At 32.0% G+C, this 26,936-nt stretch carries 27 protein-coding genes, 2 tRNA genes and 1 rRNA gene; 14 read left to right on the top strand and 16 right to left on the bottom strand.

Features of this window, described 5'->3' with window-relative positions:
• Positions 1-309: 309 nt before the first annotated feature.
• From RB618_RS09950 to RB618_RS09930, 5 genes are all read left to right on the top strand, one after another.
• The gene (locus RB618_RS09950; protein ID WP_308068606.1) at positions 310-1,368 is read left to right on the top strand and encodes a ketoacyl-ACP synthase III; all 1,059 of its coding nucleotides are present in this window, start codon (positions 310-312) and stop codon (positions 1,366-1,368) included.
• Between the two features lie 159 nt (positions 1,369-1,527).
• A complete protein-coding gene (locus RB618_RS09945; RefSeq protein ID WP_308068877.1) occupies positions 1,528-2,052 on the top strand; it encodes a methyltransferase in 525 nt (174 codons plus the stop codon).
• Between the two features lie 152 nt (positions 2,053-2,204).
• Positions 2,205-3,053, top strand: a complete 849-nt coding sequence (locus tag RB618_RS09940; RefSeq protein WP_308068605.1) for a glycosyltransferase family 2 protein — start codon at positions 2,205-2,207, stop codon at positions 3,051-3,053.
• A 79-nt stretch (positions 3,054-3,132) separates the two neighbouring features.
• Positions 3,133-3,879 carry an ABC transporter permease gene (locus RB618_RS09935; RefSeq protein WP_248728307.1) on the top strand — a complete coding sequence of 249 codons (747 nt, stop codon included), beginning with the start codon at positions 3,133-3,135 and terminating at the stop codon, positions 3,877-3,879.
• Positions 3,879-4,643, top strand: coding sequence for an ATP-binding cassette domain-containing protein (locus tag RB618_RS09930; protein WP_308068603.1), 765 nt, complete (start codon positions 3,879-3,881; stop codon positions 4,641-4,643). Before RB618_RS09935 ends, RB618_RS09930 begins: the two co-directional genes overlap by 1 nt.
• Before the next feature lie 91 nt (positions 4,644-4,734).
• Here the strand turns inward: RB618_RS09930 and RB618_RS09925 are convergent, their stop codons facing one another.
• From RB618_RS09925 to RB618_RS09910, 4 genes are all read right to left on the bottom strand, one after another.
• On the bottom strand, positions 4,735-5,349 hold the full coding sequence (locus RB618_RS09925) for a SprT-like domain-containing protein (RefSeq protein ID WP_308068602.1): 615 nt from the start codon (positions 5,347-5,349) through the stop codon (positions 4,735-4,737).
• Positions 5,350-5,438: 89 nt separating this feature from the next.
• Positions 5,439-6,116 (bottom strand): SDR family NAD(P)-dependent oxidoreductase, encoded by a 678-nt coding sequence (locus RB618_RS09920; protein ID WP_308068601.1) that lies wholly within the window; start codon positions 6,114-6,116, stop codon positions 5,439-5,441.
• A gap of 35 nt (positions 6,117-6,151) precedes the next feature.
• Complete coding sequence (locus tag RB618_RS09915; RefSeq protein WP_308068600.1) at positions 6,152-7,129, bottom strand: M28 family peptidase; 978 nt, start codon at positions 7,127-7,129, stop codon at positions 6,152-6,154.
• Between the two features lie 143 nt (positions 7,130-7,272).
• On the bottom strand, positions 7,273-8,415 hold the full coding sequence (locus RB618_RS09910) for an acyl-CoA dehydrogenase (RefSeq protein WP_111379678.1): 1,143 nt from the start codon (positions 8,413-8,415) through the stop codon (positions 7,273-7,275).
• A gap of 496 nt (positions 8,416-8,911) precedes the next feature.
• Here RB618_RS09910 and RB618_RS09905 point away from each other — a divergent pair, with 496 nt between their 5' ends.
• The 3 genes from RB618_RS09905 to RB618_RS09895 all read left to right on the top strand — a co-directional run bounded on the left by RB618_RS09905 (position 8,912) and on the right by RB618_RS09895 (position 12,320).
• A complete protein-coding gene (locus RB618_RS09905) occupies positions 8,912-9,487 on the top strand; it encodes a chalcone isomerase family protein (protein ID WP_308068599.1) in 576 nt (191 codons plus the stop codon).
• A gap of 142 nt (positions 9,488-9,629) precedes the next feature.
• Complete coding sequence (locus RB618_RS09900) at positions 9,630-10,856, top strand: Glu/Leu/Phe/Val dehydrogenase dimerization domain-containing protein (protein WP_308068598.1); 1,227 nt, start codon at positions 9,630-9,632, stop codon at positions 10,854-10,856.
• Between the two features lie 558 nt (positions 10,857-11,414).
• Positions 11,415-12,320 carry an energy transducer TonB gene (locus RB618_RS09895; RefSeq protein ID WP_308068597.1) on the top strand — a complete coding sequence of 302 codons (906 nt, stop codon included), beginning with the start codon at positions 11,415-11,417 and terminating at the stop codon, positions 12,318-12,320.
• Between the two features lie 390 nt (positions 12,321-12,710).
• Here the strand turns inward: RB618_RS09895 and RB618_RS09890 are convergent, their stop codons facing one another.
• Together RB618_RS09890 and RB618_RS09885 are read right to left on the bottom strand one after the other, a co-directional pair.
• Positions 12,711-13,106, bottom strand: a complete 396-nt coding sequence (locus RB618_RS09890; RefSeq protein WP_308068596.1) for a biopolymer transporter ExbD — start codon at positions 13,104-13,106, stop codon at positions 12,711-12,713.
• A gap of 3 nt (positions 13,107-13,109) precedes the next feature.
• On the bottom strand, positions 13,110-13,805 hold the full coding sequence (locus RB618_RS09885; protein ID WP_008464191.1) for a MotA/TolQ/ExbB proton channel family protein: 696 nt from the start codon (positions 13,803-13,805) through the stop codon (positions 13,110-13,112).
• A gap of 130 nt (positions 13,806-13,935) precedes the next feature.
• On the opposite strand from RB618_RS09885, the gene RB618_RS09880 reads away from it, so the two are divergent.
• From RB618_RS09880 to RB618_RS09865, 4 genes are all read left to right on the top strand, one after another.
• Positions 13,936-15,162, top strand: coding sequence for a folylpolyglutamate synthase/dihydrofolate synthase family protein (locus tag RB618_RS09880; RefSeq protein WP_308068595.1), 1,227 nt, complete (start codon positions 13,936-13,938; stop codon positions 15,160-15,162).
• Positions 15,163-15,340: 178 nt separating this feature from the next.
• Positions 15,341-15,418, top strand: a tRNA-Val gene (locus tag RB618_RS09875).
• Between the two features lie 74 nt (positions 15,419-15,492).
• Complete coding sequence (locus RB618_RS09870) at positions 15,493-15,921, top strand: NUDIX domain-containing protein (RefSeq protein ID WP_308068594.1); 429 nt, start codon at positions 15,493-15,495, stop codon at positions 15,919-15,921.
• A gap of 177 nt (positions 15,922-16,098) precedes the next feature.
• Positions 16,099-16,173: transfer RNA gene (locus tag RB618_RS09865), tRNA-Val, on the top strand.
• Between the two features lie 443 nt (positions 16,174-16,616).
• On the opposite strand, the gene RB618_RS09860 is transcribed toward RB618_RS09865, so the two are convergent.
• From RB618_RS09860 to RB618_RS09850, 3 genes are all read right to left on the bottom strand, one after another.
• Positions 16,617-17,324: a DUF6090 family protein gene (locus tag RB618_RS09860; protein WP_308068593.1), complete on the bottom strand. Its 708-nt coding sequence runs from the start codon at positions 17,322-17,324 to the stop codon at positions 16,617-16,619.
• A gap of 219 nt (positions 17,325-17,543) precedes the next feature.
• Positions 17,544-17,906 (bottom strand): MerR family transcriptional regulator, encoded by a 363-nt coding sequence (locus RB618_RS09855; RefSeq protein ID WP_308068592.1) that lies wholly within the window; start codon positions 17,904-17,906, stop codon positions 17,544-17,546.
• Between the two features lie 173 nt (positions 17,907-18,079).
• On the bottom strand, positions 18,080-19,138 hold the full coding sequence (locus tag RB618_RS09850; protein ID WP_308068591.1) for a hypothetical protein: 1,059 nt from the start codon (positions 19,136-19,138) through the stop codon (positions 18,080-18,082).
• 265 nt (positions 19,139-19,403) lie between these two features.
• Here RB618_RS09850 and RB618_RS09845 point away from each other — a divergent pair, with 265 nt between their 5' ends.
• Positions 19,404-19,733, top strand: a complete 330-nt coding sequence (locus RB618_RS09845; RefSeq protein WP_308068590.1) for a nucleoside monophosphate kinase — start codon at positions 19,404-19,406, stop codon at positions 19,731-19,733.
• Positions 19,734-20,026: 293 nt separating this feature from the next.
• Here RB618_RS09845 and RB618_RS09840 read toward each other — a convergent pair whose 3' ends face one another.
• From RB618_RS09840 to RB618_RS09820, 5 genes are all read right to left on the bottom strand, one after another.
• Positions 20,027-20,467, bottom strand: a complete 441-nt coding sequence (locus RB618_RS09840) for a hypothetical protein (protein ID WP_308068589.1) — start codon at positions 20,465-20,467, stop codon at positions 20,027-20,029.
• Entirely contained in the window at positions 20,464-21,837 is a 1,374-nt protein-coding gene (locus RB618_RS09835; RefSeq protein WP_308068588.1) for a hypothetical protein, read from the bottom strand. The genes RB618_RS09840 and RB618_RS09835 overlap by 4 nt, the downstream gene beginning before the upstream one ends.
• Before the next feature lie 61 nt (positions 21,838-21,898).
• Entirely contained in the window at positions 21,899-22,438 is a 540-nt protein-coding gene (locus RB618_RS09830; RefSeq protein ID WP_308068587.1) for a hypothetical protein, read from the bottom strand.
• A gap of 121 nt (positions 22,439-22,559) precedes the next feature.
• Complete coding sequence (locus RB618_RS09825) at positions 22,560-23,273, bottom strand: SMI1/KNR4 family protein (protein WP_308068586.1); 714 nt, start codon at positions 23,271-23,273, stop codon at positions 22,560-22,562.
• A 33-nt stretch (positions 23,274-23,306) separates the two neighbouring features.
• Positions 23,307-24,395: an acyltransferase gene (locus RB618_RS09820; protein ID WP_308068585.1), complete on the bottom strand. Its 1,089-nt coding sequence runs from the start codon at positions 24,393-24,395 to the stop codon at positions 23,307-23,309.
• Positions 24,396-24,742: 347 nt separating this feature from the next.
• Here RB618_RS09820 and RB618_RS09815 point away from each other — a divergent pair, with 347 nt between their 5' ends.
• Positions 24,743-25,633: a DMT family transporter gene (locus RB618_RS09815; RefSeq protein WP_308068584.1), complete on the top strand. Its 891-nt coding sequence runs from the start codon at positions 24,743-24,745 to the stop codon at positions 25,631-25,633.
• A 62-nt stretch (positions 25,634-25,695) separates the two neighbouring features.
• On the opposite strand, the gene RB618_RS09810 is transcribed toward RB618_RS09815, so the two are convergent.
• Entirely contained in the window at positions 25,696-26,289 is a 594-nt protein-coding gene (locus RB618_RS09810; protein WP_308068583.1) for a DUF1801 domain-containing protein, read from the bottom strand.
• A gap of 540 nt (positions 26,290-26,829) precedes the next feature.
• A 5S ribosomal RNA gene (gene rrf, locus RB618_RS09805) occupies positions 26,830-26,936 on the bottom strand; the annotation flags it as partial.

Genomic DNA, 26,936 nt, shown 5'->3' with positions numbered 1-26,936 from the left:
CCTGAAACTTGAAACTTTTATTAAACCAAACAACAAAGAAGCAATCTGATTTAAAGAAACATAACTTTTAGCCAATGTTTTGTGAAATTATTTTTATAAAATCGAAAAAACTTCGAAAAAACTTCACCTCCAAAATCGTCTTCAATCGTTTGAAATATAGGAAATATTAAAAAATCATTAGAAGAAAAACAATATATCAAGCGAAAAATAGTTATTTCATAATTATATGCACGCATACTATTTTTTATGATTGTTATCATAATATTATTTATACATTAGCACTAAATTTATCGGATAATAAAGGGAAAAATGAAAATAAAAATTATTGGCATTGGGAGCTATATTCCTAATCTAGAAGTAAAAAACACAGATTTTGATAAACATGTTTTTTTAAATGAGGACGGAACTCCTTTTGGTTATCCTAATGAAGTTGTAATTAAAAAATTTAAAGGTATTACGGGAATTGAAAATCGCCGTTATGCCGAACCACAATACAATGCCTCCGATTTAGCTTTCTTTGCTGCTGAAAAAGCAATTGCAAATGCTGCAATTGATGCAGAAACTTTAGACTATATTATCATCGCCCATAATTTTGGAGATGTAAAACCAGGAACTACTCAATCTGATATTTTACCAAGTTTAGCAACACGCGTTAAAAACAAACTAGGCATCAAAAATCCTAAATGTGTAGCGTATGATATTATTTTTGGATGCCCAGGATGGATCGAAGGTGTTTTACAAGCCAATGCTTTCATCAAATCTGGAATGGCAAAAAGAGTAATGGTAATTGGAGCTGAAACGCTATCGAGAGTTGTAGATGATCACGACCGTGATTCTATGATTTATTCTGATGGTGCAGGTGCTTCAATATTAGAAGCTTCAACAGACGAAACTGGATTATTAGCATACGAAAGTGCTACTTATGCAACTGATGAAGCTGGTTACCTTTTCTTCGGAAAATCATACAATAAAGATTTAGATCCAGATACGAAATACATTAAAATGTATGGACGTAAAATCTACGAATTTGCTTTAAGCAATGTTCCTTGTGCAATGAAAAGCTGTTTGGACAAAAGCGGCATCGGAATTGACGAAGTGAAAAAAATCCTTATCCATCAAGCAAACGAAAAAATGGACGAGGCGATTATAGAACGTTTCTACAAACTATACGACAAAACAGCTCCTAAAGATATTATGCCAATGAGCATTCACGATTTAGGAAACAGTAGTGTTGCAACTGTCCCTACATTATATGATTTAATTCTTCAGGGAAAAGTTGAAAATCATGAAATCAATAAAGGCGATGTTCTTATTTTTGCTTCAGTCGGAGCAGGAATGAACATTAATGCTTTTGTTTATCGATACTAGTCGCAGTTTACAGTCACAGTATTCAGTTTAACTGACTGCAAACTATGACTGAGACTGAAAACTTAAAAAAGTCCGCATCTTAATAGTGCGGACTTTTTTAGTATATTTGCGACCTAATTAACAATTCATGAACGAAAGATTAGTTCGTTCGCAATGACTATGTACGAAAAAACGTTTCCGAATAAAAGATTCAAACTTACTTTAGAGTTTTTAAAAAAACATGTTAGCACATCTGAAACTATTTTTGATTTTGGCGTGCCAAATCCGTTTTCAAAAATAATGGAAGAAAACGGCTATACTGTAAAAAACACAAAAGGCGAAGATTTAGACAACGATCAAACAGCTTTACAAACAGAAGATTATACTGTTTTTACAGCTTTTGAAATTTTCGAACATTTACTAAATCCATATACTATTTTACAAAATGTAAAATGTGATAAATTGTTAATTTCAATTCCGTTACGTTTATGGTTTTCACCAGCATATCGTTCTAAAACAGATATGTGGGACAGACATTACCACGAATTTGAAGATTGGCAATTGGACTGGCTTTTGGAAAAAACTGGTTGGAAAATAACTGACCGTCTTCAATTTACACATCCAGTAAAAAAACTTGGAATCAGACCATTATTAAGATATTTTACTCCAAGATATTATATTGTTGTTGCGGAAAAGATTAAATAAATTCCAATATTAAAATTCCAAATTCCAATTTTAACCATATAGGTAAGATTGGAATTTGGAATTTTAGAAGATTGGGATTTATTCTCAGAGATTTGGAATTTGGACACGAGCGCTAGCAAACTGGCGAAGCAATTTAAAAATTGGAATTTGATATGAGATATTACATCGTCATCCCCGCACACAACGAACAAGATTTGATTGGCTTGACATTGCAGTCTCTAGTTACTCAAACTGTTTTGCCAGCAAAAATTGTAGTTGTAAACGATAATTCGACTGATAAAACAGAAGAAGTTGTATTGGATTTTGCAAAAGAGAATCCCTACATCTCTGTTGTAAATAAAACTTCAGATGCAATACATCTTCCAGGAAGTAAGGTGATCCAAGCTTTTCAGAAAGGTTTTGAAACTTTAGATTCTAATTATGATATCATTGTAAAAATAGACGGAGATTTAATTTTTCCTCCAAACTATTTTGAAACGATCATTAAACATTTCGAATTAGATCCTAAAGTTGGCATGGCCGGCGGATTCTGCTACATTGATAAAAATGGCGAATGGGTTCTAGAAAATCTTACTGACAAAGATCATATTCGAGGAGCCTTAAAAGCGTACAGAAAAGAAACTTTTCAGCAAATTGGAGGCCTACGTCCTGCTATGGGTTGGGATACTGTAGATGAATTATTATGTAAATATTACGATTGGAAAATTGTTACCGATCAATCTTTACATGTAAAGCATCTAAAACCGACTGGTGCAAATTACAACAAAACAGCTCGCTACAAACAAGGTGAAGCTTTTTACACTTTAGGATATGGCTTCTGGATCACAGCAATTGCTTCGGCAAAATTGGCCATGATGAAGAAAAAACCATTTCTATTTTTAGATTACATCAAAGGATTTATGAAAGCTAAAAGCGCAAAAACTCCTTTATTAGTAACTCCCGAACAAGCTAAGTTTATTAGAAATTATCGTTTAAAAAAAATGAAAGAAAAGTTAATTTGATTAGTAAAACACTCGAAAAAACTGAACTCATAACTCATAACTCGTAACTTCTTTTTACCTTAGCCAATATTTAAAAATTATGATGCTAATTCGTTATTTATCCCAAGTTGGGAAATATTTTTTAATGCTGAAAGAAATTTTCAATAAACAGACCAAATGGCCTGTTATGAAAAATCTAATTCTAAAAGAAATCGACGATCTTATTATTGACTCTCTTGGAATTGTTTGCTTTATCTCTTTTTTCATCGGAGGAGTTGTTGCCATTCAAACAGCATTAAACTTAACTAATCCTTTAATCCCAAAATATTTAATTGGTTTTGCTACACGTCAATCTGTAGTCTTGGAGTTTGCGCCTACTTTTATTTCGGTAATTATGGCTGGAAAAATGGGATCTTACATTACTTCAAGTATCGGGACAATGCGTGTTACAGAACAAATTGATGCTTTAGAAGTTATGGGAGTAAACTCCGTAAACTATTTAGTTTTTCCAAAAATAGTCGCTTTATTAATGTATCCTTTCGTAATCGGAATTAGTATGTTTTTAGGAATTTTTGGAGGATGGCTTGCTTGTGCATATGGTGGATTCTCAACCGGTGCAGATTTTATTATGGGAGCTCAAAAAGATTTCATTCCCTTTCATATTACGTATGCATTTATCAAAACTTTAATCTTCGCCATGTTATTGGCAACAATTCCATCTTTTCATGGATATTATATGAAAGGTGGTGCACTAGAAGTTGGTAAAGCAAGTACAACAGCATTTATATGGACATCTGTCACTATAATCCTTCTAAATTACATATTAACTCAATTATTATTAGGATAATGATAGAAGTAAAAAATATAGAAAAATCATTTGGAGACAGTAAAGTTTTAAAAGGCGTTTCGACTGTTTTTGAAACTGGTAAAACCAACTTGATTATTGGACAAAGTGGATCTGGAAAAACAGTTCTATTAAAAACGCTATTAGGAATTCACACGCCAGACTCAGGAACAATTGAATTTGACGGAAGGGTTTATTCAGATTTAGACAAAGATGAAAAACGCGACCTGAGAACCGAAATCGGAATGGTATTTCAGGGAAGTGCTTTATTTGACTCGATGACTGTTGAAGAAAATGTAGCTTTCCCACTAAAAATGTTTACCAATAACAACAAAGCGCAAATCAAAGAACGCGTTGATTTCGTTTTAGAGAGAGTAAATCTAGTTGATGCCCACAAAAAACTGCCTTCTGAAATTTCTGGAGGTATGCAGAAACGTGTGGCTATTGCTCGTGCAATTGTAAACAATCCGAAATATTTGTTTTGTGACGAACCTAACTCTGGTTTAGATCCAAATACTTCGACTTTGATTGATAACTTGATTCAAGAAATCACAAAAGAATACAACATTACAACTGTAATCAATACTCACGATATGAACTCTGTAATGGAGATTGGAGAGAATATTGTTTTCTTAAAGAAAGGATTAAAAGCTTGGCAGGGAACTAAAGAAGAAATCTTTAGAACCGATAATGAAGCAATCGTTAAGTTCGTTTATTCTTCAAACTTATTTAAGAAAGTACGTGAAGCTTATTTGAAAGGATTATAATCTTTTAAATTCCAAAATATTAAAAATCCCAAATTCCAAGTTGCTTATTGGAATTTGGGATTTTTTTATTGATTTTTCCAATTGTTGGAATTTAGGTATTGGAGTTTTTTAAAGTAATCAATTCAACTTCAGCATTCGGATTAAAAAGATACGTTTTTCCAGAACTAATTTCTAAACACTCAAAACGTTTTGTCCTAACAGCTATTTTTTTAAAAACTTTGCCATTTTTAATTCTAAAAATACTTCCATAAGGAATTTCGAAAACATAATTTTTATCATTTTCCTTGTCATATTGTTTTAATGCCAAAGACAAAGTCGTATCGGTATCACTACTTGCAGAAGGATTTTTAAAATGTCTCGCAAGCAAAGGCAGGATCTGTCCCGGAAATATTTCTGGTCGAATAAACGGAACCATTAAACGCTGAAAAGTATATTTCCATTCGTTCCCATGCGGCTTTATATTTCGTCCAAATTTTTCAAAAGCAACCAAATGTGCAATTTCATGAATCAACGTAATCAAAAAACGGTATTTATTCAAACTAGCATTAACCGTAATTTCATGCTTTCCGCTTGGACCGCGTCTATAATCTCCGTGACGCGTCTGACGCTCGTTTACAATCTTCAAGTGAACCTGATTGGCCACTATCAAATCAAAAACGGGTTTTACCGCATGTTCGGGAATATATTTAGCTAAAGTTTCGCTCAATTTAGTTATGAATTATGAGTTTTGAGTTTTTCGATTGGTTAAAAGAACAAAAGGCTTCGACTTCGCTCAGCCTGACATTTTATAATTAATTAAGGGTTGGTTGAAGAAACTTCAAGAACTTTTCCGTTAAAATATTTATTTCCGTTAAGCGTAAAATCATAAATATAAGTTGCCATTCCTTCTGCTGAAATTGGCGCTTGATAACCAGAGAAAGCTTCGTTTAACATTTCGGTCTGAACAGAGCCTAAAGCCAAAACATTAAAGGAGATTCCCTTTTCTTTATATTCTTCTGCCAATAATTCCGTCAAGGTAATTACAGCTCCTTTACTCGAACTGTAAGCCGCTAATCCAGCGAATTTCAAACTTCCGCGAACGCCGCCGATAGAACTTATAGTCACAACATGACTTCCTTTTTCCAAATACGGAATACAGATACGGGTTAAATTAGCAACAGCAAAAACATTCACTTTATAAATGTTTTCAAAATCTGCCTGAGTAGTTTCTGCAAAAGGCTTTAGAAGCAAAGCACCAGCATTATGAACCACTGCATCTACTCTCTTCCATGTTGAAGAAAGAAAACTGTCAACCTGATCTAAAGCTGTTTCATCTGCCAAATCAACAGACAGACAAGTTATGTTTTTATTTTCTAAAAGTGCTTGCGGTATTTTTCTGGAAATGGCCAAAACTTGATGGCCAGCTTCAGCAAATTTCAAGGCCAATTCATAACCAATTCCTCTGCTTGTTCCTGTAACGATAATATTTTTCATGTCGCAAAAATAATCAAATGCTGTAAAACAGCGTCTTATTTATTCATGGTTATTTCTTGCGTAGGCGAAACAGCAATTTTGGTCACAGCAGGCAATAATTCTTGTGTGAATGCAGTAATATGAGGAATATCCATTACTTTAAATTCATCTGAAACATGGTGATAGAAATCAAAATTTTCAAAATCAAAAGTACTTATAGACTGGCATGGTTTTTTGAAAACCTCATAAAACGAATAATTATCTGAACGATAGAATAATTGATATTCTGCTTCTTTTGGCAAAAATCCGATTGTGTTTTTTCCTGTATATTCGTTTATTTTTTGCGCCATATTCGATTTATCAAAACCAGTAATATAAGCTAGATAATCCCTTTTCATCGGAACACCAATCATTTCAATATTTAATTGGGTATAAAGATTGAAATTTTGCTTTTTCAATTTCTGAACTAAACTCTTAGATCCCAATAATCCTTTTTCTTCTCCTGCGAAGAAAGCAATTAAAATGCTTCTCTTATTCGATTTTGTTTCACTAAAATATTTTGCCATTGCCGCTACAGAAGTCACGCCCGAAGCATCATCATTTGCCCCGTTATTAATTTTATCAGCCTGATCTTTTTTCTCAATGCCAATATGATCGTAATGCGCACTCAATACCACAAATTCTTTTTTAAGTTCAGGATCTGTTCCTTCAATAACCCCAACAATATTAAAAGCTGGCGAAGCAAAATTTGTCAAAGTATCTCTATAGGTTTTAAAATAAGGTTTGATTTTGTTCTTCTTTAAAAAATCTTCCAAGAAAACTGCCGCTTTTTCAATTCCTTTAGTTCCTGTTTCACGACCTTCCAATTCATCAGAAGAAAGATACTTTAGAAAATCTGAAATTTCAGTTTCCTTTACTTTATAACTGATTTCTATTGGCTTCGAATCTGTTTTTACTTCATTTTCTTTTTTCGTTGAAGTTCCCGATTTGCACGCTAAAAAAATAAGAGGAAGCAGAAAGTATAGCTTTTTCATAATGTTTGGTTTGATTTAATATTGTGTAAGAAACAAAAAATTACTTTAAGGTATAAACTTATGAAAAGTAAAAGAATAATCATAAAAAAACCCTTCCGAACTAAAAGCCGAAAGGGTTTAAAAATTAAATTCTAAAATTTTATTTATCCAGCAATAACTGCTCTAGAAATTACGATTTTCTGAATTTCAGAAGTTCCTTCGTAAATCTGAGTAATTTTTGCATCACGCATTAAACGCTCTACATGGTATTCTTTTACATAACCATTTCCTCCGTGAATCTGAACAGCTTCAACTGCAGTGTCCATTGCAACTTGCGAAGCAAATAATTTTGCCATTGCACCACTCACATCGTAATTTTTATGATTGTCTTTATCCCAAGCCGCTTTCATACATAAATGACGAGCTGCTTCAATGTTTACAGCCATATCAGCCAATTTAAAAGCAATTGCTTGATGATTGCAGATTTCTGTTCCAAAAGCTTTACGCTCTTTAGAATATTTTAGAGCCAACTCATAAGCTCCAGAAGCAATTCCTAAAGCTTGAGAAGCAATACCGATTCTACCTCCAGCAAGAGTTTTCATCGCAAATTTAAATCCGAAACCATCTTCACCGATTCTATTTTCTTTTGGAACTTTCACATCAGAAAACATTAAAGAATGCGTATCAGATCCACGGATTCCCATTTTTTGCTCTTTTGGACCAACTGAAAAACCAGGCATATCTTTCGTCATAATCAAAGCATTGATTCCTTTGTGCTTTAATTCTGGATGCGTCTGTGCAATTACTAGATATACAGAAGCTGTGTTTCCGTTTGTAATCCAATTTTTTGTACCATTAACTAAATAATGATCGCCCATATCAATTGCGGTAGTCTTTTGTGAAGTTGCATCACTTCCTGCCTCAGGTTCACTTAAACAGAAAGCTCCGTGAATTTCTCCAGAAGCTAAACCTGGAAGATATTTTTGTTTTTGTTCTTCAGTGCCATATTCTTGTAATCCCCAGCAAACTAATGAATTGTTTACTGACATAACAACAGAAGCAGAAGCATCTACCTTAGAAATTTCTTCCATTGCAATAACATAAGAAATAGCGTCAAGACCGCTTCCTCCGTATTTAGGATCAACCATCATTCCCAAAAATCCAAGCTCACCCATTTTTTTGATTTGCTCAGTTGGAAAAATTTGTTTTTCGTCACGCTCAATAACTCCCGGCAATAATTCATTTTGAGCAAAATCTCTTGCTGCCTGCTGAATCATTAAATGTTCTTCGGTAAGATTAAAATCCATAGTAGTTTACTTTAAATGTTTTTCTCAACCAGATTTCAAACAGATTTCTTTAGTTGATGATTTTTTTATGTTTTTTTGTGATTTTTCGATGCCTTATTTTTTAATGCAAAGGCTTCCAAAGATACTTTTTAAATGTTTAAATTACAATGCGCGCATATAAAATTAATAGATCAGCAAAGATTACGATAACGTTTTCGTGATTATTTAACTTTTTTTTCAAAAGAGCATTAATTTGATAACAATTTCTATAAAATTTCTAATTGAAAAATTTAACTTAAAAGGTCATTTAAATCTAAAAAATCCGATTTTTAAACATTCAAAAAATTAAACAATTCTTAAAATCAGTAAAAGTACGTAAACCTACTCTTACTAATTTGATTGTTAATGTAATACAAAGTACAAACAACAAAATTTTAGTAAAAAAACATTTTCAATATGACCCAAATATTAATAAATTACTATTATTTTTGCCTTAAAAATAAAAATTTGATAGAATATGAAAAAGATTTTACTTTTACTGACAGTCCTTTTAAGTTTACAATTTTCTACTGTTTCAGCCCAAACTCAAATTGATGTTAATGGCGTGACAGTTCCTAGAAAAATAGAATTTCAAGGCAAGTCATTACAATTAAACGGAGCAGGCGGAAGATCAAAAATGTGGTTAGAAGTATATGTTCAGGCATTGTATTTATCTCAATTAACTCAAGATCCACAATTCATTATTGATAGCGATACTGAAATGGCTGTTAGAATCGAAATTACTTCTTCTATGGTTTCTTCAAGTAAACTGACAAAAGCAATGAACACAGGTTTTGAAAAATCTGCGGGAGCAAATCTTGAGCAATTGCGTCCAAAAATTGAGCAGTTAAAAAGTTATCTAAGCGATGCCATTACAGAAAAAGATGTTTTCATTTTAGCATACAATCCGCTAGACCAAAATGTTTATGTGAGTAAAAATGAAGTTCTAAAAGGAAAAATTCCTGGATTCGATTTCAAAAAAGCATTATTCGGAATCTGGCTTTCTGACAAACCAGTTGACGAAACTTTGAAAAAACACTTATTAGGACAATAAGTCTTAATTTTTTAAATATTCCGAAAGCCGAAAACCAAATAGTTTTCGGCTTTTCTTTTTTGTTTTATAAATTTGATGCGAAATACATTATTCGCATTATTCTATTTTATACATTTACGCAAAATAAACATATCACAACAAAATGAAAGATTTATTACAACAATTTGAAAACAAAGCACCTGAGATTGTTTTCAATTGGAAAGATTCTGAAACAGAAGCCGAAGGGTGGACTGTTATTAATTCACTTCGTGGAGGAGCTGCGGGTGGAGGAACAAGAATGAGAAAAGGCTTAGACATGAATGAAGTTTTGTCATTGGCTAAAACTATGGAAGTTAAATTCTCAGTTTCTGGTCCTGCAATTGGAGGAGCTAAATCTGGAATTAACTTTGATCCAAACGATCCTCGCAAAAAAGGTGTTTTGCAGCGTTGGTACAAAGCCGTTTCTCCGTTATTAAAAAGCTATTATGGAACTGGAGGTGATTTGAATGTTGATGAGATTCACGAAGTAATTCCAATGACAGAAGAATGCGGTGTTTGGCATCCGCAAGAAGGAGTTTTCAATGGACACTTCAAACCAACAGAAGCTGATAAAATTAATAGAATTGGACAATTGCGCCAAGGTGTAATTAAGGTTATCGAAAACCCAAAATTCTCACCAGACGTAACTAGAAAATATACTGTTGCTGATATGATTACTGGTTTTGGTGTTGCCGAAGCAGTTCGTCATTTTTATGCAACTTACGGAGGAGACATTACAGGTAAAAAAGCGATCGTACAAGGTTTTGGAAACGTTGGTTCTGCAGCAGCTTTTTATTTAGCTGAAATGGGAGCAAAAGTTATCGGAATTATCGACCGCGACGGAGGATTGATTAAAGAAGATGGTTTTTCTTTTGAAGAAATCAGAACTTTATTCTTAAATAAAGACGGAAACAAATTAGTTGCCGACAACATGATTCCGTTTGAAGAAATCAATTCTAAAATCTGGACTATTGGTGCTGAGATTTTCACGCCTTGCGCTGCTTCAAGATTGGTGACACAAGCTCAAATTGACAGTTTAGTTGCAAACGGATTGGAAGTAATTTCTTGTGGTGCAAATGTTCCTTTTGCTGACAAAGAAATTTTCTTCGGTTCTATTATGGAAGAAGTTGACAGCAAAGTAAGTTTGATTCCAGACTTTATTTCAAACTGCGGAATGGCAAGAGTTTTTGCTTATTTCATGGAGAAAAAAGTACAAATGACAGATGAGGCTATTTTTAATGATACTTCAGAAACTATTAAAAATGCGATTGTTAAAGCTCACGCTTTGAGTTCGTCTAAAACAAATATCAGTGCAACTGCTTTTGAAATTGCATTGAAACAGTTAGTGTAATTTTTTTTTACTTTATTCTAAACGAGCCAGATTTCTATTTGGCTCGTTTTTTTTGTGGCGTAGATTTTTTAACGCAAAGTACGCTAAGGCATTTTAATTTGAAGCGCAAGCAATATCTAAATATTAAGTTCGCAAAGCTTTATCTAGATCAAGCTTTGCGATCTTCAATCGGAGATTTACTCAAATTAAAAAAAATTAAACTTTGCGTTTCTTTGCGTAAAACTTAGCGAACTTTGCGTTTAAATAGCTAGCAGTTTTTAACACAAAGTTCGCTAAGATTTTTTTTGTTTGAAGCGCAAGCAATATCTAAATATTAAGTTCGCAAAGCTTTATCTTGACAAAGCTTTGTGAACTTTTAATCTTAAGATTCACTCAAATTTAAGTCAATTAAAACTTTGCGTTACTTTGCGTAAAACTTAGCGTGCTTTGCGTTATAATTAACTTTAAAAAACTCTTAGCGAACTTTGCGGTTAAATCTCGCCTTACTCTTTCATTCTAAACAATTTTTACTACTTTTAAACGTTTTTAAAATAATACATTTCAAAATTTAGAATTTAAATGAGTTCCTCAATTTCTTCAAATCAAAAGAAATCATTGCTATTCACAACAGCTATATATGCAGTAATAATTCTATTGCTGTTTTTTATACGTTTCTGGCCACCATATAATCCAGAAAACAATGTAGCTCTTGCTGATGGCGGAGGTGGCGGAGGTGGCGTGACCATAAATTTTGGAGACAGTGATTTAGGTTCTGGTGCTAATTATAAAAGTGAAGTTCTAGATGTAAAAAACAATGTAAAACAAGCTCCTGCAAAAGCAACTCCAGAAGAGGAATCGATAATTACACAGGAAAATACAACTGCAGAAAATGACGTTGTAATTCCAACAAAAGAAAAACCGAAAAAACCTGTTCCTGTTGAAAAACCAATACAAAAACCTGTGCCAGAGAAACCAAAAGTTTCTAACTCAACAAATGATGCGCTAGCAAGCATAATGAAAGGTTCGAATAAAGGTGGTGACGGAGACGATAAAGCGGCTGGAAACAAAGGAAAAGCAAACGGAAGTCTAAACTCTAGCGGATATTACGGTTCTGGTGGCTCTGGCGGAGGAACTGGAGGCGGTAACGGAACTGGAAATGGCATTGGAACCGGAAGCGGTTACGGAGCTGGAAGTGGTGGCGGTTCTGGTGGCGGATCTGGATATTCTTTGAATGGAAGAAAAGCATTATCTAAACCTGCACCAAAATATACTTGCAATGAAGAAGGAACTGTTGTGGTTGAAGTTACAGTTGATCAAACTGGAAAAACCGTTAGTGCGACTGCCGGAATAAAAGGAACAACAAACAAAGCAAGTTGCTTATTAGAACAAGCCAAAATTGCCGCATTAAATACAAAATGGTCTGCTGATGATAATGCTGCTCCAAAACAAGTTGGAAGAATTATTTATAATTTTAACTTGAATTAAAACACGAATTTACTTCGTCTGTTCGCCCTTCGGGCTCGAGTCACGGATTTACACTAAATCTGCTATAATAGAAAAAGGCTTTCAGAAAATTCTGAAAGCCTTTTTTGTTGCTTTTATTCTTACGATTAGCTTGTCTTCCTGAGCGGAGTCGAAGGACACACAAGTGATTCCACAAAGAGAATCATCAATCTTTGTCGAGCTTCTAGCGTGTCCTTCGACTCCGCTCAGGATGACAAAGTGTTGTGTAAAATTCATGTTTTTGTTCGCATGAGGGATAGGAGCTGGCTACCGAAGTAGCGCGTATAGCCCGACCAGAATAAAAAAATGGGCGAATCAACACTTAGCTGATTGGCCCATTTTTTTTATTGTGGTCACGCCCTAATGATAAATCTATTTCGGACTTGTAGCAATTACAAACTTCAAATTGTTCTTCACTCCTATCTGTAAAACATCTACTAAGTCTTGAACTTGCAGGTTGAACGGAATTCTAACTACAACGGTTTGTTCTTTGTCTGCTCCTATTTTAGACATTAAGCTGGTTTCTAGATTTTCAAAATCTACTTCTTGTTTGTCAATGTAGAACTTTTTATCTTCTGTAACCGATAAACTAATTAACTGTTTATTGGTCTTTTCATTCGCTTTAGCTTTTGGCAATGTCATCTTAATAACATTCGGATTTGCCAGTGTTGAGATAATTAAGAAAAACAACAGCAGGAAAAACATGATATCGCTCAAAGATGAAGTCGCAACTTCGGCGTGAAATCTTCTTTTTCTTTTAATAGACATGGCTTATGCTCTTTGAATTATATTGACAAATTCTAAAATCTGTTTCTGAATTTTTAAAGCAAAATTATCAATCTTTCCGTTCAATAAGTGGTAAGCGCTATAAGCAATAATACCCACAATTAATCCAGATCCAGAACTGATCATTTTCTCGTATAAACCTCCAGAAATATTTCCGATACTAATATTTTCGGTAACCGAAATACTGTAGAAAATTTTAATAACTCCAGAAATCGTTCCGATGAAACCTAACGTCGGTGCAATACCAGCAATAAGTCCAAGATGGCCTAAATGTCTTTCCATTTCGCCAATTTCGATATCGGCAGCACGGTCCATGTTGGCTTCAATTTCTGCAATTGGTCTTCCTATTACCAAAACCCCTTCTTTCAAAATATTTCCGGCAGCAGTATTGTTTCTTTCTACAATTGTTCTTGCTAATTCGATATTTCCAGAATGTAATTTTTCGCCAATATCTTGCATTAATCTGCTGTCAATTTTAGACGCGCGGCTAATGTACATATAACGTTCAAAAATCAGGTAGATAGTATAAAACAACAACAACGCGATTGGAATCAAAAACACTCCCCCTTTCATAATGAAACCAAACATTGAAATTTCATTTTGCGGTGCCGCGATCTTCTCGACCACTACATTTGAAGCATTTGCGATTGTATCTGTTTGTAACTGAATAAAAGTAAACATATATTAATTCTGGTTTTTAATAATTAATTCTAAAAAATATTTGAAATTTGCAATAAAGATAATTTTCGCTGTAATATTAAACTACAAAAATCGAAATTTATTTCAATCAACAACCATTTTATCTAAACAAATGAACTATCAAGAGACCACCAATTGGATGTTTAATCAACTTCCAATGTACCAATTGCAAGGTGCTTCTGCGTATAAAGAAGATTTAACGAATATCAAATTGTTGGCAGCCCATCTTGATAATCCGCAGAACGAGCTGAAATGCATTCACGTTGCGGGAACAAACGGAAAAGGTTCTACTTCGCACATGCTTTCTTCTATTTTACAGGAAGCAGGTTATAAAGTCGGATTATATACTTCTCCGCACTTGAAAGATTTTAGAGAAAGAATTAAAATAAACGGTAAAGAAATCTCTGAAGAGTTTGTGATTGAATTTATCGCAAAACACAAATCTTTTTTTGAAGCTAATGATATGAGTTTCTTCGAAATGTCGGTTGGTTTGGCTTTTGATTATTTTGCAGCAGAAAAAGTTGATATTGCCATTATCGAAGTAGGTCTTGGCGGAAGATTAGATGCTACAAATATAATTACGCCTTTAGTCTCGGTAATTACCAATATTGGTTTAGATCACACTCAATTTTTAGGAAATACTTTGGAAGCGATTGCTGGCGAAAAAGCTGGAATTATTAAACCAAATGTTCCTGTTGTTATTGGTGAATATACAGATGAAACAAAACCTGTGTTTTTGGCTAAAGCCGAAGAAAATAAAGCTCCGATTTATTTTGCATCAGATTTAATCGATCAGATTTATTTGTCTGACTTGATTGGAGATTATCAGTTTCATAATAAAAAAACGGTACAGCAGACGATTTCGATTTTGAATAATGAAACTGATTTTAAGATTTCGATTGAACAATTAAAAGAAGGCTTATTGCATGTTGTAAAAAATACTGGTTTACAAGGCAGATGGCAGCAATTGGGAGAAAACCCAAAAATTATTTGCGACACGGCTCACAACAAACACGGATTATCGGTTGTAATGAATCAGCTGAAAAACGAAAAATACGAAAAACTTCATATTGTTTTGGGCGTTGTAAACGATAAAGATCTGGATTCTATCTTGCCACTTTTCCCAAAAGAGGCCACATATTATTTTTGTCATCCAAATTCGTCACGAGCTTTGCCTGCTGAAACTTTAAAAAATGCGGCTGAAAACTTCAATTTAATAGGAGATAAATTCGATTCTGTTGTCCTTGCTTTCACGGAAGCAAAGAAAAATGCTTCCAAAAATGATTTTATTTATGTTGGTGGAAGCACTTTTGTCGTTGCCGAATTGCCTTTAGACTAAAATATACTTTTGATTTAGAAAAAAACTTAAAAAATTCATTTTAATAACAAATTCATAAACAAACAGATATAAGTTATTTTTAAAAAAGTTTTATTTTTTATTGTTTTTTGTTTGCAGAACTCAAAAACAGGCGTATATTTGCACTCGCAATCACAAACGATAGCAACCTAGTAAAATAGGGCGATTAGCTCAGCTGGTTCAGAGCACCTCGTTTACACCGAGGGGGTCGGGGGTTCGAACCCCTCATCGCCCACCAAGAAACTCCTTAAGAAATTAAGGAGTTTTTTTTATGCCTTTTTTAAATTTCTTCTAATTCAAAAAATCAAAATTATGAGTGAACTAATAGGATTTAATGTTAGAGTTTATGCCTTTTGCATAAATGACAATAAAATTTTGGCTTTGCATGAAAAATATGCAGGAATACCAATATGCAAATTACCAGGAGGCGGTCTTGAATTTGGAGAAGGAACAATTGAATGTCTTCATCGCGAATTTCATGAAGAACTAAATTTAAAAATAGAAATATTAGATCATCATTATACACAAGAAGATTTCATTGAATCTCGCATTAAAGACAACAAACAGATTCTTAATATTTATTATACCGTCAAAATACTAAATATTGAAGATTTAAATGTTCAAATTCCAGGATTGGAAAAATTAGAATGGATAGATATTAATTCTAAAAATAATCCTTTTGTTTTACGAGCAGATATAATTGCATTTGACAAATTGAAGAAAGAGCTATTAATCAAATAATTAATATTCTCAATATACTTTTCATTTTTCATTTAACTAAATACATTCTTGTCTTTTCAACTAAAAGGAGAAATCCTACTCGAAAATCGGTAAAGATTTAGCAAAATTGTTTGCAGAACTCAAAAACAAACGTATATTTGCACTCGCAATCACAAACGATAGCAACCTAGTAAAATAGGGCGATTAGCTCAGCTGGTTCAGAGCACCTCGTTTACACCGAGGGGGTCGGGGGTTCGAACCCCTCATCGCCCACAAAATTCCAAAAACTCCAAAGTCATTTGATTTTGGAGTTTTTTGCTTTTACACATTTGCAAACCGAAACAAGTTATCATTGCCAACCATAAAACTCCTTAAGATATTTAGGAGTTTTTTTTGTAATTTCCCAAACCTTAACAACACCAAACAACACAACTACATGGAAACGCTTTATGCTTTTCTTATCTTCATTTTTCTTTTATTTTTTATGGGAATTGGGGATTTAAAACAACTTTACAGAAATCAAAAAGACTCCCCTTCTTACTGGACAATAAACAGCTTCTACACTAGTATAGGAGGAATAATACTAAGTACAATCCTTTTTATTCTCTATCTTTTAGGCTACATTACAATCGAAGATATCCTTATGAATTGGTAAAAGAAAAATATCCTGTTTAGACATAAAAAAAACTCCATTATTTCTAATGGAGTTTTTCTTTTTATTTACCCAACTCTTTGTCAATTTCTTTAATAAGCTCAACTGCAAGTGGTTTTGTGTTTTCTTTATAAACCCTTATATTATTCTTACCTAATTTAACAAGATATGCAAGTGTCTTTTTATATTTTGGGTCTGAATACAATTCTTTTTCTGGCTTATCTGCATTTTCTATTTCTTTATCAAAACACTTAAACAAAAATTCAGTGTACATTTTATCAACTTCATTAGCAGCTGGCACAAATATTTGGTAATAGTTTAAGATTTTCTGTTTCAATTTTTCGTCTTCAATGTAGCCAAGTTTACCACTAGACTTAAAACTTTCGTAATTACCGATAGTCATTGTTTGTCCATGTGAATGAATTGGAAAGTTTACTTTACCTTTAGATTTATAAATACTGTCAAGTTGAGAAGTCGTTAATGCCAGAATTTTTTCGTAGTCTGCGTTTGTCTTTTGGTACATTCCCAATTCTCTGTCAATACTTTCTACATCATTCTTTAGATCATTTCTTAAATTAGCAAGAAACGCACGCACTTCTTCTTGCTGATGCCTATGTTCACTCCAACTGTGTAATGATATTGAAAGTGTAACAGCAAAAACGATTATGCATATTTCTATAATGATCTCTTTTACTTTCTCACCCAACGTGTGTTCTGACTTTTTCACTGCTTTGTAAATTTTGTTTGAATGCTTGGTTATTTCTTCTTGCATAATTTAGTTTTCTAATTTTAATTCTAGTTGTTATCTATAGTTTATTTTAGTATGCTATTTCATTCTACGAGTTCAAAAGCGAATATAAGACTATTTGCAAAATCTCTTGTTAATTTCTTAAATTCCACATAAAACTTTTCTTAAATAGTTAAAATAAGAACCATAAAAAAACTCCTTAAATTCTTAAGGAGTTCTCTACACGCTTTTACACTTTAATAATCAATCATTATTACTTTGTATTTTCTCGCATACTTTTTCAAGAAGACTTTTGGTTTGTTTAAAATATTTCATTTTATCATCGATCTCTTTTATTTTCGCTTGAAAAAGTTCCAATGTTTCTGGTTTAGAGTCAGTTGTCTCAAACCAGCTAATTAATATTTTTTTTATTTCTGCCAAAGTAAACCCGACTTCTCTTGCTTCTATTATAATTTCTAAACGCTCAATAGTATTAGCATCATAATGTTTGTAATTATTAGAAGTCACATTCTCATCAGTCATTCCCTTAATCATTCCTAAATTCTCATAATATCTAATAGTGTGGATTGACAATCCTGTTCTTTTCGACAATTCGTTTACAAGCATAATTTTATTTTTTTGATGAAAAAACAATAAAGCATAGAGTATAGTCTATACTTATAAGTTACAAATATACTAATTGTTTTTACTTTTAAAATTTTAAAACACGAGAAATGAGCTTTTACATAAAAAAAACTCCATTATTTCTAATGGAGTTTCTAAAAATTACAAAGAAATTCTTATTTCAATTTCGTCAATGCTGCAGAATTTCTCAGTAAAAACACATATTGAAAATAATCAGCTGCAGAAGCATCTTTGAGAGGCACAATATTTTCTCCAAAAGCTCTAGATTTTACTGTTATCAAATTTTGTGATTTCAAATAAGGCGAATTTTTCGAATTAAGTTTAAAAAGTGTAATAGATTCTGGCTTGCTCAATTCCTTTAGATCATTAATTCCTTTTACAAGCATTAATGGACCATCGGCATTTATCCAATCTATTTTTTCATTTTTAGGAGTTGGAAACTGAGGATTTTTCGGAAGATACATTTCGCTATCAATAGTATAGCTTACAAAACTTGTCACTTTTATTCCCGAGTCTTTTAATCCTGCTGCAAAAGTTGCTCTACCCGATTCTGTTTTCTTTTGCAGTGCGTGAAAATATCCGAAAAGGCCATAAAACTTTTCATTCTCAAGGTGCATTTCCTGAACTGCATTTTTAAAATTGCTCACCATCGCTTCGTCTCTAGAACCTTTCGATTCATCATCAAAATTTTTATCAATTCCTATTACAGTAATTTTTAAAGAATCAGCCAAATTTTGATTGTAATCATGCACCGCACTCCATTTATCAAATAATTCCTGACTTGACTGTTGCGGAATTCTTCTTTTGATAGATTCAACAACTTCTCTCAAAGCCACTTTATTCTTTTCTTTTTCTAAGAATAAAAAAGCATTCAATTTTTTAGCTGTCAAGCTATCCATTTCGGCAATATAATACTTGATTACTAATTTTTTATTCAGGAAAAAAAGCATTTCCAGATCTATCTTTTGGTTATCTGCATAACCATGAATTTCTCCTAGTAAAAAAACTTGTGACTTATAAAACTCATCATCAAATATTTTTCCGTCGATAGAAGCTCCAATCTGAACTTTATTTTCTGCCAAATACTTTACATTATCATCATTTTTCGATTCTAAAAATAATTTGTTGCTGATATATAAATAAGCAATAAAAAGCAAAATAATACTCAAAAGGCTAATAAACGTGATTTTGATAAATTTTAAAATTTTCTTCATGGTTATGGATTATGGTTGTTTTGATTTTGATGTAAAAGTATTTTTATTCAATAAAACATTCAATTTTTATTGACCGAATTGTCATTTACAGCTGATGAATTGTCGCATTCTTCGACAATTTTTTTATCAATATCTCATAATGAGGTTTTGCATTATCAGAGAAAAGAGATATTTTTCTTTTAAATTTTACGACTCCTTGCTAGGTTAGAACAAATCATCCTTAACTTTAAAGAATCAAAAGAAAATTAAAAACTTTATAAATAAAATGGAAATATTAATAATTACTGGGCCTCCTTATTCTGGAAAAGGCACGCAATGCGAAATTTTAAAAGACGAACTTAAATTTGAGCATATTTCGACTGGTGACAGATGCCGTTTGGAAAAACAAAATGAAACAGAAATTGGAAAAATAATGTCTCAATATGAAGAAAAAGGAGATCTGGTTCCTGATTCTATAATGAAAAATCTTTTCAGCAAAATATTGGATGAAAACATAAATGCAAACGGAATTATTTTAGATGGCTACCCAAGAACTGAACCGCAAGTAAATGATTTGTTGGAACTCGTAAAATCTGGAAATTGGAAAAGTAATTAATATCGATGTTCCCAAAGAAGAACTTTTAAAAAGAGCACAGAAAAGAGCCGAAACTTCTAATAGAAAAGATGACAAAGATGCTAATATTCATCTTAAAAGAATTGAAGTTTTTGAAAGTTCAACCAGACCAGCAATTGAATATATGAAGTCAAAAATTAAAGTCTTGACTTTTGACGGAATGGGAACAATTGAAGAAATAACAAAACGAATTAAGGATAATTTATAATATAGTTTAAGTCAAAAAAAACTTTCTTAATTGCTAGGAAGTTTTTTTGGTTTTACATTTTCAAGCACTAAAACTTATACTTTTCGAATAGCTCTTCCGACTTTAAACTAAACTCTTTTACTTTTTCGCCGCAAAAATTATAAACTATTACCTTTCCTGATTCTTGACCAACAACACAAGAAACTTCATGTATTTCTTTATTGATAATTAATATCCTATGAAATTTTCGAAACAGATACTCATCACCTCTTTCGGTTGATTTCATTTTGACTTTTATTAATGTTTTTCCATTTTCATCAATAATTTTATCAATTCGTGTAACCTTTTTGTGATTAGTTTTTCTAAAAAAGAAATATTTGTACTTAGACTTAAATTCAATCTTTTGAATAACTTTTATTTCTTCACATTTATGATTTATAGCCACTATTTCTTTTGCTTGAATATTTTGAAAAAAAATAAAAAACAAAAGGAATGACAGAATATTTCCATTTTTTCTAACCAAAATCACAATTCAATTAGTTTAATCAATACCTCCAAATCAGTTTTTTTCTGATTTATAATTATCAATTGACTTTTGTCATCTAAGAAAATCTTATCTGCAAATTCTTTATCTGGATTTCCTTTCCAGTTTTTCAGTTCTTTAAACTTGCCTTTTAAGAGTTTTATCTTTTCTTTATTATCTTTTGAAATAATTACCATTTTGGTCAATGGTGTCTGCTTCATTTTTTCAATACTGCTTTCTGTAATTTGATCTTCGTATTCTGTTCTGGAGCGATAACGGAACATTTTGTTTATTACATTAAAATCTTTTTCATTTTCAGTAATCACATAACGATACGTCATAATATTATTCATTTCGTTTATCCAATCTGGAAAATTGGTCTCATAAAGCTCAATGTACTGATCTATAAAATTCTTATCAATCGGTTTCTTCTGTTCGATATATTCTTGAGTTAACGGATAAATTTTTCGTGCCATCAAATTGATATATTTATTATTATACCATTCTCCTTCATCAACTTTATTATCTAATTTTTCGTAAACATAACCGTTACCCAATACCGTCGCCAAAACCTCATTCATGAGCTGATAAGCATAATTGCTGCATTTCGATTTATTTTCTTTAAAATAAGTATCAATTGCCGTTTTAACTTCAAGCGATTGTTCGTCATAAACAATGTGATATGTTTCGTGCATCATTACACTAAACAAATCTTTATGAGATTTTAAATCGGTTTGAATGGCGCTAACGAAATTATTGCAGAATGCAGAAGCGGTAAAACCTTTTGAATTGGGTAAAGGATAAAAGGCTGCCTCAAACGGAATTGAATTATCCCAACTAGAATTATAAAATACTAATCCTGTTTTAAAGTAATCTTCAATGTGATGTTCATCAGAATATTTGATAATTTCATCCAACTGTTTTTCAAATTTTTCTTTGTTCGAATTATAAATCAGTTCATTATAGATTGGTGTAAATTCAGAAATACATTCGCCTAAATCACTCAAAGTTTTATTAGGAATCATTCCAGCAGAACGAAGTTTGAAATCATTTAAATTATCTGTCTCTATTAAATTCTTTTTCAAGATATCTTTTGTCTGCATTGTTTTCTTTGAGCCGTACGGAAAATCTTCGAACCGAAAACTATACGAAATAGACAATTGATCAAATTTTGAGATTAAGCTTTTATACTTCTCGACATTGTACTTTGATTTTTGAAATTCTGTTTTAAAAACATTATCTGGATAATAATCAGATAAATTCTCTAAGAACACAAAAACCGCAAGTTGTTCAGAATATTTGATTTTAAAAGAAGGATTTTGCCCAAATGAAAGTGAACTTAATAATAAAAAAACCAGCAAAAATGTGTTTTTCATGCAATTTCTATTAGCAGTAAAAGTTTAGATTTCGAATAACGTTTTATAAATATAAGATATTTTACAAGCGCCTGTTTCGTTTCTTTTTAGATGTCACAACTTCTTTAATCAGACCTCGTTCTAAAAGCATTTTGTTGTAAAGGCCTTCTCGAAGTTTTTCAAATTCTTCTTTCAAAAGAAAAAGTAACTTTTCTGATTCGTTTGGATTTTCGAGTTTTTTCAACATAATTCCAATTCCTGAATTATGCGAAATTCCGTCACGATTAATAACAAAATGAAGTCTGCTAGAATCTTCCATAAAAAAATCAGAATAGTACTTTTTTAATTGCAATTCTTTTTGATTCATTAAAAGATCTATCAGTTTTTTGATTTCAGTAGGCAATTCAAACCCCAATAAACTTTCAATTTCTTTACTATCTTTTTCTCCTGAATAAAAGCCAATTTCTCCCCTGCATTCATAATAAATATCAACGAAAATTTCAAATCTTAAGAGACGTTCTGTCCAGCCATCTGAGTAAATACAGGAAAGAAGATATTCTTCATCTAAAACATAATAGCCCGATTCATCAGGTTTTTGAATTTCTAATCGGTTAAAGCCCATTCATTTTTATTTTGTAGTTTCTAAATGATGCTGTTCCTAAAATTTCATTAATCCTTTTTTTCAGACATCTTTTTCTCGGCTCCAACATCTCCGAATTGGTTCTGTATTTTGAACAACGAAACTATTTTTTTGTATTATATTCTTCTGCAATATCACTCCAATCATCATTCCATGTACTCTCAAAATAAATATCTGCCTTCTCCCAGTCTTTTGCGTCCCAATCTTCTCTTTCATCAACTAGTTTCAATTTTTCAGACTCAATTTTTCCTATCATTAAATTTAGAAAATCTTCAAAGTTATCTGCGATTACCGAAACCGGCTCAGGATCTCCGCATGGAAGATAGATAATCTGCCCTAAAATACCGTCTGTATTTGGAATAAAATCTATACAAAGAAAATTTCCCGAGCCATCGTGGGCAAATGGGATTCTTTTAGTGGAATACAAAATATCAGTAATTTTTTTGACCTGATTAATAGCTTCAGGTTTTGTGTCAGGAGCATTTTTAAAAAATAGCCATTCACTTTTAATTTCTTCAACACCTAAATATCCAAATCCTCCCAAGAAACCCAAACTTCTTTTTTCTCCGTTATAAGTTTTCAATAATTGAATATAAGATGCAGGTAATTTTTGATCTGTAAATTTTTCCAGTTCCTGTATTTCAACATCGGTTGTTCCTTTATTCATAAAACGATCAAAAATATCAAGCTTACTTTTACAAATATTAATTAAACTAACTGTCGCTTCTGCTTTCATTTTAGATTGATTTTTTTTGATTTGTGATTTTGAATAATTAAAAAACAATGCAAGCATTAAAATTAAGTAATATTCTTTCATCTTAAATTTTATGATATTGAAAGATTATTCTTTTCACAATGATTTTTTTCTCCTGTCTGTCAAATATTTTCTTAATGGCTTATCATAAACATTCATTACAAAATAAGCAAAGCCAACTAAAAGTATCACACTCGTTGTTACGATAAATGTAAGCTGTATTGTATTTGGTTTATAATTGACATAGTAATTCCCGAACATCCATAGTACAGCATAATGTGTCATATATAACGGATATGAAATGTTACCCGAAAATGTGCATATCTTTTTCAAACAAGGTTTTAAATGAGCGCCAGCACCCAAAGAAATTAATAACGGAAAGTAAAATAAAACCACAAAAGGTTCAGTCAGCCAATTCCACTTTGAAAAAGGCATTACAAAAGCCAAAAGCAATAAGATAGTCAATCCGGCAAATCCCAATTTATTTTTGATAATCCAATTGGATCGGTAAATTAGCAATCCCGCCAAAAAAGAGTACGATATTCTCGCGCAGCCGTCCCAAAAAGTTGGTCCACTCCATCCGCCTATTAAATTTCCAGAACTATATCCAACATAACAAATTGCAACTGCAGAAATTAAAGTAAGAACAACTAAAAAGTTTTTGCGAATTTTATAAAGTACAAGTGCATAAACAATATTAGCAATATATTCCCAAAAAAGAGACCATGCAGGCGCATTAAAACTAAATAAATTAAATCCGCGATCTTCAATAACCGGAAACGGAATAAGAAATAAGGAACATATAAATGTTAAAATAATTTTTCCTGTACTATACAATTCCAAATGCCCCCCAAACGGATCAAACAAAAAAGCCAATAACCCTAATATTGATCCCGCTATAACCAAAGGGTGCAATCTTATAATTCTGGATATAAAAAAATTGTGAAGACCCATTTTTGCAATACGATCATCATAAGCATATCCAATTACAAATCCAGAAAGGCAAAAGAAAAAATCAACAGCTAAAAATCCGTGCCCAATAAAGTTTTGACTTGGATCTGTAAAAATCCATTCCATAAAATGAAACACCACAACAGCAAATGCTGCGATGCCTCTTAGTCCGTCTAAAATTTCAAAATGCTGTTTTGTTTCAAGAACCGCTGTGGTTGACTGGCTTGTACTCATTAGATTATAGTATACTTATAAATTACGTAATTTGGTGACGTTGCAAGTTCTACAAATAAATACTCAAATCAAAATCAGATTTATTCAATTCAGTTGTTAAATTGTTTAAAGTTTCACATTTAAATAACTTTTTTAACTTTTTCATTCCCCATCATTTTTATAAGTTTGTTAAAATTCAAATTTAAACATGCACGTAGCAGGTTGTCTTTCACCACCAGAAAATTAATACTACTTCTTTTTAGTATTGACACTTGACTGAATCTTCAGTCCGATTTTTTGTGTCTTTACCTCAATCACATTATTAATATTCAAAAATATATCCTCCAAAAAAGGATAGACAACCTCTTATGAAAAAATCTTATTTGATACTGCACACTGCAGTTTTACTTGCTGGTTTTACAGGCGTTTTCGGAAAACTTATTTCTCTTAACGAAATTACCTTAGTTTGGTATAGAGTATTATTTGCTTCTATTATCCTATTTTTTATTTTAAAAATATACAATATTAAAACGCTCAAATCATTTTCTGAAATAGCAAAAATTTCTAAAGCTGGAGTTCTTATCACCATTCACTGGATTTTTTTCTATGCCAGCATTAAGTATTCTAACATATCTATAGGTGTTGTTTGTTATTGTCTGACTAGTTTTTTTACAGCTTTTTTTGAACCTATTCTCAATAAAAAAAGATTTAATCTAGGTCAGGTTTTATTAAGTATGCTAACTTTATTAGGGATAAGTTTAATTTTCCATTTTGATTCTTCGTATCAACTAGGAATTTTACTTGGAGTAATGTCGTCTGCATTTGCTGCCTTATATACTATTTACAACGAAAGACTGGTACAATTTTATGACAGTAAATTAATTAATTTTTATCAGATGCTTGGCGGAACTTTAGTTCTAGGATTCGCATTGCCTTTTTATTTTTACAATTTTCCAGACCAAACTTTCATTCCAAGCTTAACAGATACTTTCTATCTATTAATCTTAGCATCATGTTGTACCGTTGCCCTTTATGTTATGTTCGCAGAATCACTTAAAAAGATTCCAGCATTTACCATCAATCTAACTTTCAACCTAGAGCCAATTTATTCAATAATATTAGCTTTTTTATTTTTTAATGAAGGCCAATCCGTTAATTTCTCTTTTTACATAGGAATAAGCTTGGTCATGACTTCTGTTTTACTGCAATCAATTATTTCTATTCGAAAGAAAAATATAGTAGAGCAACAAATCTCTTAAAATTATAAAACAAAAAAAAACTCCTTTTCATTAAAGGAGTTTTTTCTTTTTATTGATATTTTTTAATCATTCAATCCTTTTCCATCCAGAATTCGCTGAATATTTTTTTCTACTCTAGCCTCTCTTGTTTTAGATTGCTTAGGTTGGGAAAAATGAAGCAAATACGCTCGCTGTCTTCCTGGAGTTAAAGCGTAAAAAGCTTTTTTAAAAACAGCATCAGAATCAAATTTATGCTGAAGCTCGTCTGCAATTTCAAAATCAGAAACTTTTTTCAGCTCTACTTTTTGTCCTGACCTTTCAATTTCAGCCGCTTCAAAAATATACTTTTTTAGAATTTCTTTTTTAGCTAAAATATCTTCAACATTCGTAAATCGAACTTGACGCGCTGCCTGTACATTATCTGATTGTTGAATCAAAATATTATCCGGATCTTTCATTAAAGCACCTTTGAAAAACAAAAAAGCACAATATTCTTTAAAATAATGGATTAATACAATATTTGCTTTTTCGAACGTATAACACGGAGATCCCCATTTCCATTCTTCAGACAAATGACAGTCTAAAACAATTTCCCTCATTTGTTCGATTTCGTCTTTCCATTTTTCTGCCTTTTCAAAATAAAAATCGACCTTAGAATTTGTGCTGTATTTTGTCATGATGAGTTAATTTATTAAACATATAAATTTAGCATTTTTATATATTTAAATATCAAAGCCTTTAATAATTCCCCTTTTGGAGTGACGAACAAAGTTTAGAATCTTATCCTGTTCAACTGTTTTCTCAAATCCTTTTCATTTCAAACCAACAGTATTTACTCCATCAAATCTCAAAGGTTCGTATTTGGTAACTATATATTCTTAACAACTCGGCTTAAACCACTAATCACATCATTTTCACCAATAACCTAAAATTGGTGTATAGCCGTTAGTCCACTAAACATTAACCCAATCTTCAACAGATACTTCTCCAGCCTATTCCGACACTAAATTTAATAAACAAACACAGATCCGACCCAGGCTTTTCGATGCATTCTAAGCGTTTTAAAGCCACATTCCTAAAAGAATAAAGACAAATAGCTCTGAATAAAAATTATTCAAACAGATTAATCAAATTGACAAAATGTAATCTTGAATTTAAATTCCCAAAAATTCCCAAAAACAAAAAACCCCGTTTCGTTAGAAACGGGGTTTTCAAAAGAAAGGCGACGACATACTCTCCCACAATAATGCAGTACCATCTGCGCAGGCGGGCTTAACTTCTCTGTTCGGGATGGGAAGAGGTGAGCCCCGCCGCAATAACCACC

The sequence above is a fragment of the Flavobacterium sp. LHD-85 genome (genome assembly GCF_030929595.1).
Classification (GTDB): domain Bacteria; phylum Bacteroidota; class Bacteroidia; order Flavobacteriales; family Flavobacteriaceae; genus Flavobacterium.
Note: the sequence above shows the minus strand (reverse complement) of the source record. Positions and strands in the feature narration are given on the sequence as shown.

Bases quoted from the DNA above. Each gene is read 5' to 3' on its own strand.
- RB618_RS09890 (WP_308068596.1), bottom strand. From the start codon at position 13,106: ATGTCTATTAAAAGAAAAAGAAGATTTCACGCCGAAGTTGCGACTTCA.
- RB618_RS09880 (WP_308068595.1), top strand. From the start codon at position 13,936: ATGAACTATCAAGAGACCACCAATTGGATGTTTAATCAACTTCCAATG.
- RB618_RS09895 (WP_308068597.1), top strand. From the start codon at position 11,415: ATGAGTTCCTCAATTTCTTCAAATCAAAAGAAATCATTGCTATTCACA.
- RB618_RS09870 (WP_308068594.1), top strand. From the start codon at position 15,493: ATGAGTGAACTAATAGGATTTAATGTTAGAGTTTATGCCTTTTGCATA.
- RB618_RS09820 (WP_308068585.1), bottom strand. From the start codon at position 24,395: ATGAGTACAAGCCAGTCAACCACAGCGGTTCTTGAAACAAAACAGCAT.
- RB618_RS09815 (WP_308068584.1), top strand. From the start codon at position 24,743: ATGAAAAAATCTTATTTGATACTGCACACTGCAGTTTTACTTGCTGGT.
- RB618_RS09910 (WP_111379678.1), bottom strand. From the start codon at position 8,415: ATGGATTTTAATCTTACCGAAGAACATTTAATGATTCAGCAGGCAGCA.
- RB618_RS09860 (WP_308068593.1), bottom strand. From the start codon at position 17,324: ATGCAAGAAGAAATAACCAAGCATTCAAACAAAATTTACAAAGCAGTG.
- RB618_RS09920 (WP_308068601.1), bottom strand. From the start codon at position 6,116: ATGAAAAATATTATCGTTACAGGAACAAGCAGAGGAATTGGTTATGAA.
- RB618_RS09940 (WP_308068605.1), top strand. From the start codon at position 2,205: ATGAGATATTACATCGTCATCCCCGCACACAACGAACAAGATTTGATT.
- RB618_RS09810 (WP_308068583.1), bottom strand. From the start codon at position 26,289: ATGACAAAATACAGCACAAATTCTAAGGTCGATTTTTATTTTGAAAAG.
- RB618_RS09835 (WP_308068588.1), bottom strand. From the start codon at position 21,837: ATGAAAAACACATTTTTGCTGGTTTTTTTATTATTAAGTTCACTTTCA.
- RB618_RS09845 (WP_308068590.1), top strand. From the start codon at position 19,404: ATGGAAATATTAATAATTACTGGGCCTCCTTATTCTGGAAAAGGCACG.
- RB618_RS09905 (WP_308068599.1), top strand. From the start codon at position 8,912: ATGAAAAAGATTTTACTTTTACTGACAGTCCTTTTAAGTTTACAATTT.
- RB618_RS09950 (WP_308068606.1), top strand. From the start codon at position 310: ATGAAAATAAAAATTATTGGCATTGGGAGCTATATTCCTAATCTAGAA.
- RB618_RS09855 (WP_308068592.1), bottom strand. From the start codon at position 17,906: ATGCTTGTAAACGAATTGTCGAAAAGAACAGGATTGTCAATCCACACT.
- RB618_RS09885 (WP_008464191.1), bottom strand. From the start codon at position 13,805: ATGTTTACTTTTATTCAGTTACAAACAGATACAATCGCAAATGCTTCA.
- RB618_RS09930 (WP_308068603.1), top strand. From the start codon at position 3,879: ATGATAGAAGTAAAAAATATAGAAAAATCATTTGGAGACAGTAAAGTT.
- RB618_RS09830 (WP_308068587.1), bottom strand. From the start codon at position 22,438: ATGGGCTTTAACCGATTAGAAATTCAAAAACCTGATGAATCGGGCTAT.
- RB618_RS09915 (WP_308068600.1), bottom strand. From the start codon at position 7,129: ATGAAAAAGCTATACTTTCTGCTTCCTCTTATTTTTTTAGCGTGCAAA.
- RB618_RS09945 (WP_308068877.1), top strand. From the start codon at position 1,528: ATGTACGAAAAAACGTTTCCGAATAAAAGATTCAAACTTACTTTAGAG.
- RB618_RS09825 (WP_308068586.1), bottom strand. From the start codon at position 23,273: ATGAAAGAATATTACTTAATTTTAATGCTTGCATTGTTTTTTAATTAT.
- RB618_RS09935 (WP_248728307.1), top strand. From the start codon at position 3,133: ATGATGCTAATTCGTTATTTATCCCAAGTTGGGAAATATTTTTTAATG.
- RB618_RS09900 (WP_308068598.1), top strand. From the start codon at position 9,630: ATGAAAGATTTATTACAACAATTTGAAAACAAAGCACCTGAGATTGTT.
- RB618_RS09850 (WP_308068591.1), bottom strand. From the start codon at position 19,138: ATGAAGAAAATTTTAAAATTTATCAAAATCACGTTTATTAGCCTTTTG.